The sequence below is a fragment of the Bacillus sp. AFS098217 genome (assembly GCF_002551815.1).
GTDB lineage: Bacteria > Bacillota > Bacilli > Bacillales > Bacillaceae_G > Bacillus_A.
The window spans coordinates 20,801-38,088 of sequence record NZ_NVPR01000163.1; the positions used below are offsets into that span (position 1 = coordinate 20,801).

Annotated in this window: 19 protein-coding genes and 2 pseudogenes; 17 read left to right on the forward strand and 4 right to left on the reverse strand. The window is 35.3% G+C overall.

Features of this window, described 5'->3' with window-relative positions; all coding sequences use genetic code 11:
• Window positions 1–19 precede the first annotated feature (19 nt).
• The 3 genes and pseudogenes from COO03_RS24705 (at window position 20) to COO03_RS24715 (ending at window position 3,516) form a co-directional block, all read left to right on the forward strand.
• Window positions 20–442, forward strand: coding sequence for a GNAT family N-acetyltransferase (locus COO03_RS24705; RefSeq protein WP_097899609.1), 423 nt, complete (start codon window positions 20–22; stop codon window positions 440–442).
• Between the two features lie 397 nt (window positions 443–839).
• Window positions 840–2,060 (forward strand): annotated as a pseudogene (locus COO03_RS24710) (IS110 family transposase).
• 361 nt (window positions 2,061–2,421) lie between these two features.
• Window positions 2,422–3,516, forward strand: coding sequence for a metallophosphoesterase (locus tag COO03_RS24715; protein ID WP_141523282.1), 1,095 nt, complete (start codon window positions 2,422–2,424; stop codon window positions 3,514–3,516).
• 145 nt (window positions 3,517–3,661) lie between these two features.
• Here the strand turns inward: COO03_RS24715 and COO03_RS24720 are convergent, their stop codons facing one another.
• Complete coding sequence (locus COO03_RS24720; RefSeq protein ID WP_097899611.1) at window positions 3,662–4,282, reverse strand: DUF1648 domain-containing protein; 621 nt, start codon at window positions 4,280–4,282, stop codon at window positions 3,662–3,664.
• A gap of 165 nt (window positions 4,283–4,447) precedes the next feature.
• On the opposite strand from COO03_RS24720, the gene COO03_RS24725 reads away from it, so the two are divergent.
• From COO03_RS24725 to COO03_RS24750, 5 genes and pseudogenes are all read left to right on the forward strand, one after another.
• Window positions 4,448–5,008 (forward strand): GNAT family N-acetyltransferase, encoded by a 561-nt coding sequence (locus tag COO03_RS24725; RefSeq protein ID WP_097899612.1) that lies wholly within the window; start codon window positions 4,448–4,450, stop codon window positions 5,006–5,008.
• Between the two features lie 69 nt (window positions 5,009–5,077).
• Window positions 5,078–5,467, forward strand: a complete 390-nt coding sequence (locus COO03_RS24730) for a cupin (protein ID WP_097899613.1) — start codon at window positions 5,078–5,080, stop codon at window positions 5,465–5,467.
• Window positions 5,448–5,603, forward strand: a pseudogene (locus COO03_RS24735) (GNAT family N-acetyltransferase); the annotation flags it as partial. The gene COO03_RS24730 and the pseudogene COO03_RS24735, both read left to right, overlap by 20 nt.
• Window positions 5,604–5,879: 276 nt before the next feature.
• A complete protein-coding gene (locus COO03_RS24745; RefSeq protein ID WP_097899614.1) occupies window positions 5,880–6,905 on the forward strand; it encodes a tyrosine-type recombinase/integrase in 1,026 nt (341 codons plus the stop codon).
• Window positions 6,906–7,593: 688 nt separating this feature from the next.
• A complete protein-coding gene (locus tag COO03_RS24750; RefSeq protein ID WP_097899615.1) occupies window positions 7,594–8,724 on the forward strand; it encodes a site-specific integrase in 1,131 nt (376 codons plus the stop codon).
• Window positions 8,725–9,796: 1,072 nt separating this feature from the next.
• Here COO03_RS24750 and COO03_RS24755 read toward each other — a convergent pair.
• Window positions 9,797–11,308 (reverse strand): RNA-directed DNA polymerase, encoded by a 1,512-nt coding sequence (locus COO03_RS24755; protein ID WP_097899616.1) that lies wholly within the window; start codon window positions 11,306–11,308, stop codon window positions 9,797–9,799.
• A gap of 622 nt (window positions 11,309–11,930) precedes the next feature.
• On the opposite strand from COO03_RS24755, the gene COO03_RS24760 reads away from it, so the two are divergent.
• The 4 genes from COO03_RS24760 to COO03_RS27270 all read left to right on the forward strand — a co-directional run bounded on the left by COO03_RS24760 (window position 11,931) and on the right by COO03_RS27270 (window position 13,805).
• Window positions 11,931–12,479, forward strand: a complete 549-nt coding sequence (locus COO03_RS24760; RefSeq protein WP_097899617.1) for a tyrosine-type recombinase/integrase — start codon at window positions 11,931–11,933, stop codon at window positions 12,477–12,479.
• A 347-nt stretch (window positions 12,480–12,826) separates the two neighbouring features.
• Complete coding sequence (locus tag COO03_RS24765) at window positions 12,827–13,198, forward strand: hypothetical protein (protein WP_176524438.1); 372 nt, start codon at window positions 12,827–12,829, stop codon at window positions 13,196–13,198.
• A 134-nt stretch (window positions 13,199–13,332) separates the two neighbouring features.
• Window positions 13,333–13,656: a hypothetical protein gene (locus COO03_RS24770; RefSeq protein WP_097899618.1), complete on the forward strand. Its 324-nt coding sequence runs from the start codon at window positions 13,333–13,335 to the stop codon at window positions 13,654–13,656.
• Complete coding sequence (locus COO03_RS27270) at window positions 13,656–13,805, forward strand: hypothetical protein (RefSeq protein WP_154724618.1); 150 nt, start codon at window positions 13,656–13,658, stop codon at window positions 13,803–13,805. The genes COO03_RS24770 and COO03_RS27270 overlap by 1 nt, the downstream gene beginning before the upstream one ends.
• Window positions 13,806–13,864: 59 nt before the next feature.
• On the opposite strand, the gene COO03_RS24775 is transcribed toward COO03_RS27270, so the two are convergent.
• Complete coding sequence (locus COO03_RS24775) at window positions 13,865–14,332, reverse strand: stress protein (protein WP_097899619.1); 468 nt, start codon at window positions 14,330–14,332, stop codon at window positions 13,865–13,867.
• Between the two features lie 118 nt (window positions 14,333–14,450).
• Entirely contained in the window at window positions 14,451–14,639 is a 189-nt protein-coding gene (locus COO03_RS24780; protein WP_097899620.1) for a hypothetical protein, read from the reverse strand.
• Window positions 14,640–14,801: 162 nt separating this feature from the next.
• On the opposite strand from COO03_RS24780, the gene COO03_RS24785 reads away from it, so the two are divergent.
• The 5 genes from COO03_RS24785 (at window position 14,802) to COO03_RS24800 (ending at window position 17,110) form a co-directional block, all read left to right on the forward strand.
• The gene (locus COO03_RS24785) at window positions 14,802–15,107 is read left to right on the forward strand and encodes a hypothetical protein (RefSeq protein ID WP_097899621.1); all 306 of its coding nucleotides are present in this window, start codon (window positions 14,802–14,804) and stop codon (window positions 15,105–15,107) included.
• A 14-nt stretch (window positions 15,108–15,121) separates the two neighbouring features.
• Window positions 15,122–15,247 carry a DUF3961 domain-containing protein gene (locus COO03_RS27275; protein ID WP_170958174.1) on the forward strand — a complete coding sequence of 42 codons (126 nt, stop codon included), beginning with the start codon at window positions 15,122–15,124 and terminating at the stop codon, window positions 15,245–15,247.
• A gap of 159 nt (window positions 15,248–15,406) precedes the next feature.
• Entirely contained in the window at window positions 15,407–15,697 is a 291-nt protein-coding gene (locus COO03_RS24790) for a hypothetical protein (protein ID WP_097899622.1), read from the forward strand.
• A gap of 322 nt (window positions 15,698–16,019) precedes the next feature.
• Window positions 16,020–16,436 carry a hypothetical protein gene (locus COO03_RS24795; RefSeq protein ID WP_097899623.1) on the forward strand — a complete coding sequence of 139 codons (417 nt, stop codon included), beginning with the start codon at window positions 16,020–16,022 and terminating at the stop codon, window positions 16,434–16,436.
• An 89-nt stretch (window positions 16,437–16,525) separates the two neighbouring features.
• Window positions 16,526–17,110, forward strand: a complete 585-nt coding sequence (locus tag COO03_RS24800; RefSeq protein ID WP_097899624.1) for a hypothetical protein — start codon at window positions 16,526–16,528, stop codon at window positions 17,108–17,110.
• Window positions 17,111–17,288 lie beyond the last annotated feature (178 nt).

A 17,288-nucleotide genomic window follows, 5' to 3' on the forward strand; every position in this document is an offset into this window, starting at 1 on the left:
ATAGTTAGGGGAGAGTATAATGAATATTAGAGAAGTGAAAACAGAAGCACAGTTACATGAGGTATTACCTGTTTTGCAACAATTACGAACTGCGCTTTCAAAAGAAGAGGTAAGTTCTTTATTCCAACAAATGAAAGAAGAGAATTACAAACTGTTTTCATTATGTAATAACGAAGATGAAGTTGTTAGTCTTGCTGGTGTAGCAGTTTGTACGAACTTTTATAATAAAAAACATGTTTTTGTTTATGATCTTGTAACGGCGGAATCACATCGATCAAAAGGATATGGAAAGGTTCTTTTGTTATATATAGAGAAATGGGGGATAGAAAAAGGGTGCAGTTCTATCGTTCTGACATCCGCGTTTTCGAGAGTTGACGCGCATCGATTTTATGAAAGAGAAGGATATGACAAGGTAAGTTATTCTTTTCATAAAGAATTATAATAGATAAGGAAAAAAGTAGATTCTACATGTAATAAGGTATAGAATCTGCTTTTTATGTTGTAGATAAATCCATTTTAATTTTTCGACATCTAAATCTCTGGTATGCAGAATAAAAAAGTAACCTACACTCGTTCTGTTTTTACTTCGTATGTGGCAGAAAAACATACTAAGATTAGTAGCACAGACCACGGCCATGGTCTGTGCTACTATTTTTTTATAGTAGAAGTGAAGAATAGGTCGAGTCAGGCCCAGAACCTCGAGTTCGTATGAAAAACTGACATACTTCACTGTCCTTATAAGAATCAGTTTCAGTATGTTGGATCCTTAAGATCGTGTAAGAAAAAGGAATCGATAAGGTGATGTGAAGACTTCTACAATAAAATGAGGAGGTATACTTATGCAAAGCGTGATTGCTTTCGATGTCAGTATGGGGAAAAGTTATATGGCTATTTATGGTTCAGCACAATCTTGTATTTTTGAGGGTGAGATTTTTCATAATCAAACACATTTCAAAAAGTTATACGAACAAATTGTTACTTTAGTGCGAAATGACGGTCAAGTTCCCTCCATCGTATTTGAAGCAACAGGTGTATATTCCAGGCAATTAGAGCGATTTATGAATGATAATGGTTTTTCATACTGTCTATTAAATCCGCTCGAGTCAAAGCTTCAAACAGCTTCTATGCGCATGTATAAAACCGATAAAAGTGATGCCCACCGTTTGGCCCAAAGTCATTTCAATACCAAACGAAGAGTGAAAAAAACACAGAACAATTACTTCGATCAAATGCGTGCACTTTCACGATACTATCATGATTTAGATGAAGAACTAAAGGTAATTTGAGGCCGAATGCATACGTTACTACAACTGACTTTCCCGGAATTGGAATCGCTTTTCACACAAAAGTCCGAACTATTTTTAAATATTTTACAGCTATTCCCTCATGTGGATTGCGTCAAACAGCTTTCTAAAACTGTTGTTCGCAATCGATTACTCGCCAATACGGACAAAAAATTAGCTCCTAAAACAGCGGAGAAAAAAGCAATTCAGTTAATAGAAGCCGCACAGGATTCCTATCCAGCTGTGAATCAAAATGATATTCAATGCGAACAGTTAAAAGATTATGCGAAAAGATACTTAGCCATTTTGAGAAAACGAGGGGAATTAATCGAACGGATGGTCGTGCTCTCAAAAGAACGAAGTGAATGTCAAATATTAACAAGTATCCCTGGCATAGGTGAAAATACAGCTGTTCGTTTGATTGGAGAAATAGGTGATATAAGCCGATTCGATAATCATAAGCAACTGAATGCCTACGCAGGCATCGATATCAGACGTTTTCAATCGGGTACGTTGTTTTATAGGGATAAAATAAATAAGCGTGGCAATAGCCATTTACGTAAAATCCTTTATTTTACGATACAAAATATGATTCGCCAACGACGTTTTGGGAACAATCATTTTGTGGATTACTATGATAAATTAAAAATGCAACCTTATAACAAATGTCATAAAGTTGCATCCATTGTATGTGTGAATAAGCTATTGAAAGTGGCATTTCATCTTATTACACACAATATACCCTACGATTACGAAATCGCTTCAACACCTTCGTAATCGTGTGAAACTAGTATATCATAAATAGACCTTGCGAAAAAAGGAAATCGTTAGGTCTATTTGATATGCGAAAATTTGAATTTGGAGGAAGGGGGTACCCCCTTCCTCCAAATTCAAATTCAGTACCTCTAATCATTTCTTATAAAACTACTTGACTAATCGTAAGAAAGGCCCTGACCGCTTCTATGCATGGCCAGATCCTCTCTCCCACCTAAAAAGAGGGGTTTTATGTCAGTTTTTTAATTGATGTATATATAGTAAATAAGTTCCCAAAAAGGTGTAATCAAATATTTTGTCGAATAGTTTACTATGAAATGGCAATATTTAATGTGGATAATGTTTGAAAAAAGGGGCGTCTATCTTGGAAAAAATAAAGAAACTATCAATTCCACACGATGTAAGAGTCATCGTTATTTCTGATATTCATGGGGAATTAGATCTTTTTAAGGCACTGTTAAGTAAAGTTCATTTTAGTACAGAAGATTATGTAATCATTAATGGTGATCTTTGTGAAAAAGGGAGAAATAGTATAGGTGTTGTAAACTATGTAATGGAACTTGCAGCTCATAATTCAAATGTTCATGTTATTGAAGGAAATTGTGAAGCGTTAGTTGAAGCTCTCTTAAATGAAAATCCTGGATTAATCAACTATTTATGTACGCGAAAGCATTCTATATTTAATGAATGGCTGGATCAATTAGGTTTTCATATTAATGAAGAGACGGATATTCGTGAAGTAAAAGGTATATTAACGAGTCACTTTTCAGAAGAAATTAAGTGGCTTACAGAATTGCCAACTGCTATTGAAACAGAGGACTATATTTTTGTGCACGCAGGACTTGAGGATATAGAAGATTGGAAGAAGACAGAACGAAAAAATGCGATTGCAATGCCAGCGTTTTTAAATAAAGCCCATCGTACAAATAAATATGTAATAGTTGGGCATTGGCCTGTTGTTAATTATTCTGACGAGGCGCCATCTAATAATCCGGTTATCAATGAAAACAAAAAAATAATTGCTATTGATGGCGGAAATTCTATTAAAGAAACGGGACAATTAAACGCATTTATCATTCATAGATCAATTCCTAAAGATGTATTTTCGTATACATATGTAGATCACTTTCCGCATTATGAAGTGCTAGAAAATTTTAATGCAAAATTAATGATGCAAGGCGGAGTTACGTATCCGTATTATCATATTGTACCAGTTGAAAAAAATGATGATTTTACCATATGCAAACAAATAGAAACAAATAAACTATTATATGTTAAAAACGAATATATAAAGCAAAATGAATCAGGTGATTTTACTGCTCGAACAGATATTTCTTGTGCGCAAATAAGTGTAAGGAAAGGTGATATTGTTTCTCTTATTGATGACAGCTGTACAGGATATGATTTAATAAAAAAAGATGGTTTGGAAGGCTGGATTAAGAAAGGTCTTCTTAAATGAAGTGAGAAGGAGTTAAAGGTGTTTAGCTAATAAAAAATAGGAGGGAGATCCTCCTATTTTTTATTAGCTCATTTTCTTCTTGAAAACGTTGGTACATTTTTGGAACTTGCCCCCCGATAATTGCCACCTTAATTACGTACAAAAATTAAAGTTTAGAAGATTGTTTTTGATCTTGTATAAGTAAATATATAGTGCTAGGTATTATAACTATAGTCATACCTAAAATGATTACAAGGATACCGTATTCCCTATATGGAGCGGGAATAGTTAAGGGAAGAAGGCAAATGAAAATACCAGCTATTATAAGCGATACGCTACAAATTTTTGTTGCTTTCCTCTCAAGATGTTTATGATTCCATTGAAATGATACAGTTGATTTTGTAGCATCAATTTTTGAGCTGAAGTAGCCGGTTAATATAAGAAGTAAACCTACTGCGAAAAAGACAAGAGTTTCAAGTGGGATAGGGAAGCCAAGGGCGATCAATGCAATCATAATGTCTGTAAAAAATAAAAAAAGTAGCATTGTATTTCCCATCCATAAAAAGAATTTTGGATTTTCCATTGCTTGCGAAAAACACCAAAATAGAAAGGCTAAAAAAGAACATAATATTAAATTAATAATGATAAAAGTACTCTTATCCATAGATGAAGTGGGGTTTCCATTAAAGTCCCACTTCGTTACAATGTCTGAAGGTAAAAAGAAATATAAAGCGATGTTTGTTGCGATAATAATAAGTAAGAGGATAATGCCGAAAGGATTTTTCATCGTTTCACCTGCTTTCTACATACTAAAAAAGTGATGATTTAAATATTTATGAAATATTAGATTTTCTTACAAAATTATACAATACAATTAAGGTTTTTGTTTTGATTTTTCAGAAAAAATATTATAATTGTATATATTAAATAACAAAATGTATAGGAGGAGCTTATGCAAAAAGTCATGTTAAAGGGGAATAAAATTACGATTCGCACAATTGAAGAGAGTGATATAAAGCTATTATGGGATCTCGTATTTAAGGAAGAAAATCCAGAATGGAAGAAATGGGATGCACCATACTTTCCGTTTTCTATTCAAGAGTATTCGGTGTACAAAGAAAACTTACAATTACGATTAAAAGAAGAACCATTATCCCAGCTTATTGTTGAAAATGAAGGTGAAATAATCGGAACGGTAAGTTTTTATTGGGAACATAAGCCGACGCGTTGGCTAGAGATGGGCATTGTTATTTATGACCCAGCATATTGGAATGGCGGTTACGGTACAGAAGTTTTACGATTGTATAGAGACTTGCTATTTGAAAATATGGAGATTGGTAGAGTTGGATTAACAACTTGGTCTGGAAATGAACGAATGATGAAAGTCGCGGAAAAAATCGGTATGCAGTTAGAAGGAAGAATGCGGAAATGTCGCTATTATAACGGTACATATTATGATTCGATCCGTATGGGGATGATTCGTGAAGAATGGGAAGCGAAGCGTTACATGTAACAAAGAAGTGAAGAAAGATGTATGCTGCAAACAATGAGGATGGTCTTATACATATAAGGGGGATAATGAATGAAAATATTTGATTTCAGTGAAAAAGTAGGGAATCACATATCGATATTTCAATCTGATTTTGTTATGTCAAAAATACTAAAACATCAAGGGAATATACATATTGGTTGCATGCATTTACAAGCGAAGGGAAGTATTGGATATCATGAAGCAGTTGTACCTCAACTGCTTCTTATCGTAGAAGGAGAAGGGTTTGTTTGCGGTGCAGACAAAGAAAAAGTGAAAGTAAAAGCAGGGCAAGCTGTTTCTTGGGAAAAGGGAGAGTTTCATGAAACAAATACGGAAAATGGACTTATGGCAATTGTGATTGAGGCAGACAATCTTGAAAATGGTATTTTAATGCCGATTGGAGAGCTGGAGGGAGAAAAGAATGATCACGAAGGCGAGTGAGAACGAAACGGAGCAAATATTAAATTGTGCTGCACAATCGCTTTTTGAAGGAACAAGAGAAAATTGCCAGTTAAGCATAGAAAAAGCAATTGAAATTACAAAGCCTTTATTGGAAAACGGAGCATATTATTTAGTTTAAAAGCCGATTTTTAGAATCGGCTTTTAAACTTATCGATACATCGTCCACATCCCAATGTCTTTAAATCCTAATCGCTTATAAATTCGTCCAGCTACTGGATTGTAGCGGTTTTGGAAAACGGAAAGATGGGAAAAGAGTTGTGGATAACGGTAGAGTGAGCGTATAAAAACAAGCGTATTCAGGGGATGAAAACAATACTAAATTGTTCAATAAACGGTTATGGATAACGACATTCTTAGCGATGAATTTATATCGTTAGGGAGGTCGTTTATTTTGTCGCTAAAAAAAAGAAAAAGGATTACGAAGATATCTAATGACGGAAAAAAATACCCTAAGCTAACAATTCAACAAGCGCTTGACCTTGCTATCTCAGGCAAGCGTGCAGAAGGGTGTAGGGAAAGGACTATAAAGGATTATATCAAAATGTGGCGGTATTTCACTGATTGGTTATTTGCTAGTTACGAAGTGGAGTATATCGATGAATTAACAACGGAAGTCTTTCGAGAGTATATCAATTACATGAAGCACGATAAAAGGCGATATGACACTCATAAATTAATACACACGGATAATAAAAAAGTCGGCTTAGCAGATACAACGATAAATATAAACCTTAGGACGTTACGATCGATTTTTAATCATTTGCAAAGAGAAGAAATTATTCAAGTAAACCCGATGGAAAGAGTTAAATTGTTAAGACAAGATATCGATTTAACGAATTGTTTAGAGGACGAAGAAGTTAAAGCAATATTACAGCAACCTAACTTACGAGATTTCGTAGGATTTCGGGATTTTGTAGCAATTAATCTGCTACTTGATTCCGGTTTAAGGATTCGAGAGCTTGTTAGTTTACGTATTACAGATATTGACTTTCAATCACGTTTTATAACAATTTCACCGGATAGAAGTAAAAATAGGAAGCCACGTTTAGTACCGATTTCTACACATGTTACTAAGTTAGTTTTACAACTCGTAAATGAAAACAAAGCTAATTTTAAAAGCGATTTGATATTCTTAACAAGTTACGGTGATCCATTGACTACCATTCATTTTAATAAACGATTGAAGCATTATGCAGATAAAGCAGGAGTGAAAGGGAAGAAAGTATCCGCGCACGTATATCGTCACACATGGGCTAAAAACATGATACTAAACGGATGTGATGTTTTCACATTACAAAAGATTGGTGGATGGGCGGATATTCGGACGATGAGACGCTATATACAAATGGATGTTAAAGAAATGAGAAAAAGTCACGATGAGTATTCACCGTTAACCAAACTAAAAAGAACGAGATAAAAAGAAAAAGTCCCCAGCGCCAACTGGAGACTCAAAACATTCGCATATAACTAAATAACGGACTCAATCCGATATTCGTTACCTTCATTTTATCGAAAAAAATTCGAGGATGCAAGGGTTCTTAAGTATTGTCTTTTTTAGCTAACTATCGGGTTAGTCACGACGTGGAAGCCGTACCAGGTCGTTAATTTAAACACGTAAAAGGTTAGCTGTGCCGATGCATATAAAACAGCGTAGACACGTTATAAACGTTCCCTGTTGCCGTTTGTGTCTAGTCTAGGCGAGGACTGCCATAAAAAGGTCTGGACGGTTGCTTGGCGTGTTACGGCACGGGTAGCGACGATCATGGAAAGGCGTAATTAGGTTACGAGTAATTAAGGATAACGTCAGTAGTACGATTCCTTCCCTAAGTCTTTCTGCAAGTAGGACAAGCATTACTTGTAAAAAGTTCGTTGTGGGTGAAAACCGACGTTCCAACAGGGTGTACACTACACGGAAACCTTAATCCGATAGACCATGAGAAGTGACAATGAACGTCTACTTTATGTCGCTTTAACTATTTGTTTTAGCGATGTAAGGTAGACGTCCTCTGTCCTAGCCGTTTTCCTTACCCTCATCCCATGATGAAGGACAGAGTGATCAAGTCAAGAAGAAAATACGAAATATATAACGAAGGGAATCAATAATTATGGGTGGTTCAGTAAGGAAAGATAAAGCGACAGGAAAATGGATGTTTGGTTTCGATATTACAAGAGATCCGATGACTGGGAAGCGGAGGCAAATCCGTAGAAGGGGATTCAAAACGAGACGTGAAGCCCACGATGCTATGGTGAAGTTAAAAGCGGAAATGTTAGGCGGTGAGCATTCGGACTTATCGAAACTATCGTACGCTACTTTTGTGGACGAGTGGATGAAAGAGCGATCATTTCATTTACAGGAGACTACTTACGAGATTCACAAAATGTATTTAGAAAACGTAATTAAACCGAGGATAGGGCATTTTCAATTAAGGCAGATTGAACCGATACATATGCAAAAGTTTGTTAACGATTTAGTTATTGATGTAGGTTATTCGCCAGCAACAGTTCATCTTGTTTATCGAATAATTAGTGCTTCGTTGCGAAAAGCAAAAATTTTAAAATTGATTAGAGATAATCCAACGATAGGGATTACGCTACCGAAAATGAGAAAAAAGCCAGAAATAAACGTATGGAGCTTAGAACAAGTTAACTATTTTATTGATGAGTCGAAGAAAGTTCACCGACTTACTAGATGTTATATTGTATTCGTAATTGCATTATTAACAGGTATGAGACAAGGTGAGATTATGGGGTTGCGTTGGACTGACATCGATTTTCAGAATCAAATCATATACGTAAGACAAACGTTAACCCAGACCGCTAAAATTAAGTCTGGTGCTAAAAATAACGCGAGTGTACGCAATGTACATTTTCCAGCGAAACTAATAGAAGAACTAAAAATGCACCAAAAACGAATAATTGAAGAGAAGAAATACTATCAACGAGATTATCGGGATCATGGCTTAGTAATATGTACGCGTAACGGTCGGCCGATGATTCCTCGAAATCTTCGAAAAGAGTTTTATAACCTAACGGAGAAACTCGGTTTACCAAAGATACGCTTCCACGACTTACGTCATACGCACGCAACCATGCTAATACAACAGAATGTAAATGTAAAACTGATATCAGAACGGCTTGGCCACACCGATATTCAAACTACTTTGAATACCTATAGTCATGTGCTTCCGACAATGCAGCGCGAGGTCGCAGATAAGCTGGATGAGATATTTGGGTGAGTATGAGATGTTTGTGTGGTATTTAATCCGAACAAATAATAAAAAAAGATAATTATTGTTCAGAAAGCGAAAAGGATTGTTTTACAATCCGTAAGAACGTATATACTAATTGGCAAAACGTATATGCGAATTGGTAAAAAGCATATGTAAAATACGTACAATCTATTGTAAGTTGACTTTTAGTCAAGTATAATGTTGCTATAAGGATACAAAAAGTATCACTTTGACTTTACGTTAACTTTCCTTGAAGGAAAATTTTTTTAGGCTAGATGTTCGCAAAATGAGAACTTTTACGGATTATACGGAATATTTTTTTTCAATAGAAGGCTACTTAGAGTAAACTTTAGATGGATTTCGTTAAAGTGAATCGTATTATTTTTTTTTACTTATAGGTTTCCTGAGAGGAAACTTTGCTATTAAGTTAAAAACGAAGGCAATTTATGCCCGTAAAGTAAACGATGTGTTTACTCCGTATTTTAAAAACCATAAATAATAGAAAAAGCTCCTCGGTGCTACCAACACTGAGAAGCTAAAAATAATAAATACTACTTTTTGGTGAGAATGTTTACTAGTAGATTAAGAATTCCAAATACTACAGTAAAGACCACAGTTAAAACTGCACACAAAGCGATAACTGTTTGTAAATCCATTCTCTCACCGCCTTTCTTACGACGATGAGCTTATTACGTACTACCAATACGTAGTGGGCTTTTTGTCGTTAAATCATGATTCCATTATACCGATTTATAGAGTTCAAGGCTACATTTATTTGGGCGTTTTACCATAAAAAACATAATTTAATAGGTTTATTTACTTTGAAACGTAATTTCCCCTGGAGCACTTATAAAAGTCAATACAATTAAGGCTTCTCTTCTTTATCGATCAGTACTTGTGTAATAAGTTATGTATTAAAGGTATTATCGAAAGAATAGGAGAAGTAGAACGGAAAGAAACGATTCGTAAGGAAGATAAAATAAGAAAAACCGTCATTCCTGACGGTCTCTATTTATCTTCCTTCAATGTATTATGCGGTGAGTTCTTCTACCATAATGCAGTTATTTCCTAACGCATTTCATTTGAAACCCATTACAAACGTTACCTCATTTTCTTTGAGTTTTTTCCAATCACTCTTTAAAAGCGTTTTCGGTAAGACTTCATATACAAATAACCAATTCCGATTAAAGTCTTCTTCATCTGTACTTAAACCCCTCGCCACCTTTTTAAACTCTTTCATCTCTTTTGAGAAATTATGATGCTTACAATATAAAAAAGCTAGTAATAGTAGAATACAATGATTACTCTTTCTTATTTCGGTAAAATCCAATTTTTCGATAACAAACCGATACTTGAGTGCATAATAAATGGCATAAGATACTGCTTCAAAATTGTTATTCTTCATACCCTCTGTATAAATCAATGCTGAAAATTCACTAATCATTTTACTTTCTACTTGAAACACGTTAAATATATTTTCTTCTAGCAAAGGAATCAAATAAGGGTATATAATCGCAAGATGAAAAATAGTTTTAACAAGATACTCGATAGCCTGGGTAGTCATTTTTTTCTTTGATAGGACTTTAATTGCAAAATTTAATATAGCAGAGTTATTACTATTTTCCTGCATTAATTGTATTGATAAATCTAAATAACCCCTAACATCTTTAAAGTTAACTATCTCCCTCCCATTAAAATTGGCATAAGCACCTAACTTCCTGACCCAATGTTCAACAGAAGCAAGAGGTAATGGTCTGATTCGGGTTTTCTTATGGTTAAGTATTAAATCATACGCCCGAAGCCGCTCTGATAATTGTACTAAAAATTGCTGACCTTCTTCATAGTTGGTAACATAGCAGGTGTAGTCATCGATATTTCTTACATATTCCCATCCTAGTTTACGAAGTTCGTAATCAATAGAAGTTAATATTATTTCTGATAGTAAATTCGAAGCATCCGGACCAATTAATAATCCATTTGTTTCACCATTCTTCGTATTTCGAACATAATAATCTAATTGGTTATACCATAAATCACGATTATTTTTAGTTTGCTTTGCTGTTTCTTTCCCTACAAGCGCCCATGTAATTGAATGAGAGTACATACTAGGAAAGCAAGTAGATATATCAGCATTTACTTGATATCTTTTACCTATTAATAAGTCAGGTTCTGGTGTTCCGTCATTTTTAAAGTCACTATAATTCATCTTAAAAATCTTAGGATGACCTTTCATTTTTCTAATATGAATCCGACTCATCTTATACTCTTCATCCTGAGTTTTATTTTTAAAATGCTCTAATATTTCATTCCAGTTACGTTCTAAATGCAAACAAAGGCGTTGATAGGACATTGGAGTAGGTATCCCTAAAGGACGAGGTATGTTTATATTTCTCATGTTTTCATAAAAGATATATGACTGTTCCTTCTTAGTGTTAGTAAATTCCGGCTCATGTTTATTACAATAATCAAGAAATCCTTTTGAGGTTAAAAATGGTGGTAATTTGTTACTAAACAACCCGTGCCCTAAAAGACCTTCATACAATTCCTTTGAAGACAAGTCACTCATAAATTCATAGTATTTTTTCGCCATAACATACTCCTTATCTACCTTCATTCTCGAGAGGTTTGTATATCTTTATAATACATTTTAACAGTTGAACGCACGTCACGCACGGAAACCGTGCATCGTAATCCGCGTAATATCCTAACGATGGGAAGTGAAGATTTTCCTTCGTATATATAGAAGCAACCGTAATAATGACTTCCCAACGCTTCCCATTTCGTCAGCTTTCCGCTCGTTACACGCAACCCTTCCGAAACTTTTACCGCACATGTAAAGCGTCCTATTTTTCGCTATATATAGTAGGAAATGGATTCGGGAGTTTACATCGGTTTACATTTCGGCAGTCACCGCTGTCTTACAGGTAGCCGACTGGAACTTTCGGAAGAGTTGATTTTACGGTGCATATATTAGAAGAAACTTGTTTTGTAACGTTCCGAAATTTTCCGATTAGACCAGCTTCGCCCCTCCGACGGAGACGTGACTCGAAAACTTCGGGTCTTATTTCAAATGTATGATTCTACATAAAAACGTACATTCATTTCGTTTATTCTATTGACGTTGTGAGATATTGGCGATAAAATAGACTTATCTTAAAAAATCGTACATTCAAAACATTGATATTACTGTCTTCGTGAAAGGGGTATTTCGCATGAATCAATTGAAGGACGTACAACCTATTCGAGATTTAGAACAGATCGATAACATGAAGTGGAGTTTACGCAGACATTGTAGTGAAAGAGATTACATATTATTCTTGATCGGTATTAATACAGGATTACGTGTCGGTGATCTATTGAAGCTAAAGGTATCGGATGTAAAAGGGAAGCGTAAGGCAATCGTTAAGGAAGGCAAGACCCAAAAGAAACGTACTATATACCTGGACTCTATATACGATGAGGTACAAGAGTATGTAGCTACAGTCGATAGCGAGTGGTTGTTTCCATCTCGCAAGGGAGACAAAGCGATCTCGCCAACGCAGGCGTATCGTCAGCTAAATAAAGCCGCAGACTTTGCAGGAGTAGAAAGCGTTGGTAATCATTCGTTAAGGAAGTCGTTCGGATATTGGTATTACAAGCAACATAAGGACGTCGCAGAGTTGCAAAAGATATTAAATCACAGTCATCCTTCGATAACGCTACGATATATTGGAATTACGGAAGAACAAATCGAAGATAAATTAAAAACGTTTAAATTATAGTCGGTAAAATAATACCGGCTTTTTTATTTTGGGGGGCGGGGAGGTTTTCGGAGTTTTGTTTCGCCAGGTGCCTGGAAAATCCGTGCAAAATTTAAAACTTCGGGTCTAATTTACTAGATAATACTCTATGTTTTACGAGATAGGAGTAGTTTTGAATGTATTTATAGTACGTAGGATATACGTACTCAATTTCGCTGATAATTCTCTAGGGAAAACGGCTTTAAAATGTGGAATACAGTGGCTAATGCGTAAATCTATACCGAAGCTTCACGTCAGCTTAATATTCCGTTAATATCTAACTGTTAAAATTTTACACGTAAGCAAATAACGTAAAAGGAGACGTAGTAATGAGGAACTTACCGTCAAGTTTATACAAAATATCGATATCAGATGGACAGGAGTTAATGTGGTATCATGCGGACGTAAAGCGAGGCAATAACGTATTTACTTTCGAAATCTATCGAGCAATCGATACGGTATCGGTGTTTTATGTGGACGAATTAGGTAGAAAACGAGCGATAGTAGATCTGGAAGAATTAGAAACGATGCTAGTACTTGAAGAAGATAGGAAGCACTTTCGGAATTTTGTAGGTGATACGGAGTGGTTATTATTGGACGGCATGTGTTCGCAAAGGGGAATGACGAAGGGAGAGGTAGCAGCGTTTTTGTATCTGAAGGAGCACGTATTGAACGAAATGGGTGCGGAGTTGGAGGGTTAACGGTATAGTTGCGTATAATAAAACCGCCTGTGAGGGCGGTTACTTTTGGTTTTTGTTCACCATTTACTAGGTTAGTATAAAATACATTTTAATGATATTATGTTAATATATGAATTTAAGGGAGGTAAATGAAAATGTCAGATAATAATACTCAAAATGAACTGCAATTAATTCAGAGGAACTTTGAGAAGCGAGTTTCTAACACAGCATTAGAATTAGCTAAAGCAGAATCTAAGTTACCTATGGATCAGTCAATTATAGAAGCAGTTGAAAAGGGAATCAGTGTAGATACAGTGGAACTTTCAAAGAAAGTGGAACAAATGTTAGATATAGATGAAAAACAATCAAATGAGCAAATAGCTATTAAATTATTAGAAGATATTTCTTCACATAGTGACAGCAAATTTATGCGAAAATTAGCATCAAGTATGTTAAAAGAGAAATGGTGGGAGAAATAATGTTAAAGAAAATAACGAGCTTTATTTTTAAATTACTTAATAAGATATTGAGTAATGATAAAGTAAAGAAAATATTATGGGAACTATTGATGGAGATTATCGAGATTACAAGGAAAAGCTGGAAAGAAAATAAGAAAAAGGAAGCGTAGAATAAGCAAGTAGTATACATATAAGAAAAGACCGCCTATTACGGGCGGCTTCTTTGCGTTTATTTCAGTAGTTTATCCATTACGTCTTTATATTTTACGAATTCTTCGTCTTTCATTTCGCCATTCATTTGTAAAAGGAAATTACCCTTTGCGTATGTATGCGAGAATAGCATAGGGGCATTGTTTCCTAGCTCATCGTAGTATTTCTTTGCCTTCTCTAAGTCTTCTTTTTTAGTAAACTCAAATAGTCTTCCGCCGTTATCTTCGCCGAGAGCTGGCACCAAGATGCGTTTCCCCTCTTTACGTGTGTTACCGAATTCCTTCTGTGGTAGATCAGTTGGATTTTCAGCTTGTAAACCAGCGTTTTTAAACTCCGTAATAATAGAATCTACAGTTACCTTCGTTTCTTTCTTTTCTTTTTTCGCTTCTTGCTTCGGCTCAGCGGATGATTTTTCGCCACCACTACCGCATGCAGTTAGAGAAGCTAATGATAAGCATAATGCCCCAACAATTAATACCTTTTTCACGTTAAATCCTCCCTAAAATATATTACGAATTTAATTATAACAATAAATGTATATATTTTCCTGGGGATATGTAGTTTTCTGTACTTCGGACGATTAAATCTTCAAATAAAAAGAACGCTTATTCAGCGCTCTCCTCATTTTCTATCACGATTTCTCCTTTTTCTTGTTCGTATTTTTTAATTTCTTCAATAATTAACACTTCAATCTTATTCGCAATCGATCGATGTTCGTTTTCAGAAATGAATTGTATCTTCTTAAAATTATCTTCCTGTAAACGTAAAGTAAACGCTTTTTTATTTGTAGCCATTTATATTCGCTCCTTATTAGGTGATGTCATTATGATAGCATTTTTAAATTAATTTTTAAATATTTGATTTTTCTTATTGACTTCAAGGTGACATCACTTTTATAATGTGATTAACGAATCAAGGTGACATCACTTCGGATTATGAAAGGGGAATAATAAATTATGAACTTACAAAATATCAAAGAGGTAAATGTAAATATCACGGTAGAGAACGGGGATGGTTCGAAAGTAGCATTTGTAGAGAAGGCTTTTAAAATCACGGATAGACACGTTCTATCAATATATGAGGACGGAATCTCAATCGAAGAGTTCACTTATGGCAATAATGACGAGATTATTCTTGGCGCAACGGTATTAGATTTACAAGGGGATTTAGACGAAAGCTTGGTCGATATTACTCAAATCGGAAATATGACGGCATTGGAGTTTCTACTTGCACTTGCGGCGATTAAAAAGGACTTACATTAAGGGAGGCGTTGGAGATGTTCGAAAAGATGAACGAATTCTTTGGGCTTGAGTCACTGGCGGATCGCACTTGGTATTATGGCACTTTCATTATCGGAACACTATTATTTTTAATCGATATGTTCATAGCGGTTATTCTATAAAATTCGAATAGGTGAGTCGTAGCATTCGCCTGTGATAGGCAGGCAGGTGAATCAGCGACCTAAGTGATACGTCAAGATGACATGGAGCCGTAAGGACGGCAACCTTACGTTTGTGTGTGATTTTCGTCATCGGCCTATAAATAAAAGGGGGAAACGAAAATGGGACAAGAAATAACAATTACTTTTGAATACAGAGATATAGACGGATTGAAGGTTACGAGAAACAAGGCTTACTTATTGACGGAATCAATCTACTACGAAATTAACGGCAATGTTGTTACTTTCCGTCAAATACCGGAGCGAGAGCGAGGTAAAACGGAGATAAATGTATACGATTCGGATCGGTATAAAGCACTTGAGATTTACTGCGAAAATATAAAAGGCAACATTGAAGGAATGTTGGCGGTTGAATTTATCGAAATGTTATTAGAGGGACAACCGAATTTTTAAACGAGTAAAGCATGTGCGGCCTACACACGTGCTTTTTTTGCGTATATTTATACGGAAAGTGCGCGGTTTTACAATCTCGAGCATCATCTAAAGTAAGAACGGAAAAAATTTAGAAATATGTGCGCGAAATAAGAAACTCACGCGACTTAGTAAGTGTAAGAAAAAATTTCAAGATTTCTGCGCGAAATGGGTGAGTCATGCGTCATACATAGTGTAGGGGTTAAAAGTCGAAAAAAAAATTTACGAAAAAGTGTGCGAAGTAACAAAGTGATGCGTCCTACTATGTAGAAGGCTAAAAATTATAAAAAGGGAGAGATAGATTATGAAAAATATTTATGAGGTTGTGGCGGTAGAAGAAGGAGAAGAAATTCTTGTGGATATCCTACACATTGAGATTTGGGAGGAGTTGTGGGATAGAAAAAGATGTCTTCCAGAAGGTTATAAGATACAAAAGTGCCATCGTGGGCTAGAAGAAATAATTGAGTTCTTATTGATGATAAAAGAGGATTGCGAGGATGTTGAATACCTTGGTAAAGTTTGCGTTGATAGTGGACAGATTTTAATTTCTGATCCATGTTACGTAAATAAAAAGTTGGAGCCGTTTGAAGCCCGTGATAATCATAAACAAGTATTAAACGGACTAGCACTTGCTTTCTCTTTTGCTAAAGGCGACGGGACTTACGGTGTGTATGCTAAAAAAGACGCTAATGGTCATATTTATAAAATTGAAATTGAATAAAGGGGGACGGCTTCGGCTGCCTTCTTACGTAGTTAATTAAAATATAGTGCGTGTTAAACGTTTAGGTAACGGAAAAGGAGGACGTTTGCATGGAGAAAGAAACTGAAGAGGCTGACATTCTAACGGAAGAGGTACTTATGAAACATTTCGGTGCAACTGAAGGATTTTCTCGAGTATCTAATTCGTTGGTGAGACTATATACGCTATTACCAGGCTTTAATTCCGATGTAGTGGGCTTATATGCTTACATGCGTTCTTGGCGGAATACAAGTAATGAAGATTTGTTATATACCGTATGGCACAGTCGTGAATATTTACAGTTACAATCCGGACTTGGTAGAAAAGCGTTCAATACTAGATTAAGTGTGTTAGTTACGTATGGATTGGTGGAAACTAAGAAATCGCCAATAGTGGCAAATAAGGACTATTTTATCGTTCATGATCCATTAGAACGAGCTGAATTTCTTGCAACGTATCGACAGTACGTAGATGAATTTTTAAATAAAGCTGCCGAAATAGAAGCAAGAAATAAAACGGATAGAGAACGTCGTTATGAGAAGCAAAGACAACGATTATACGATGATATCCGAATAAGTCATGAAGCTAAAAAAGTGCCGAGTGTCCAAAAGGAACATTCTGATAACGATGGATTGTCCATTATGGACTATCTATAACGATTTTTTGTTCGAAAGGAACGAAGAGTAAGCAATATTTTAAGTAAGCAATATTTATAAGTAAGCAACATATTGCAAGGCTATTCGCTTACGCTCACAAGCCTTGGTAATCATTTTCTAACGAAAATAATTACTATTTTACTTATTATCGCTAAATTAATTATCAATATATAGAATC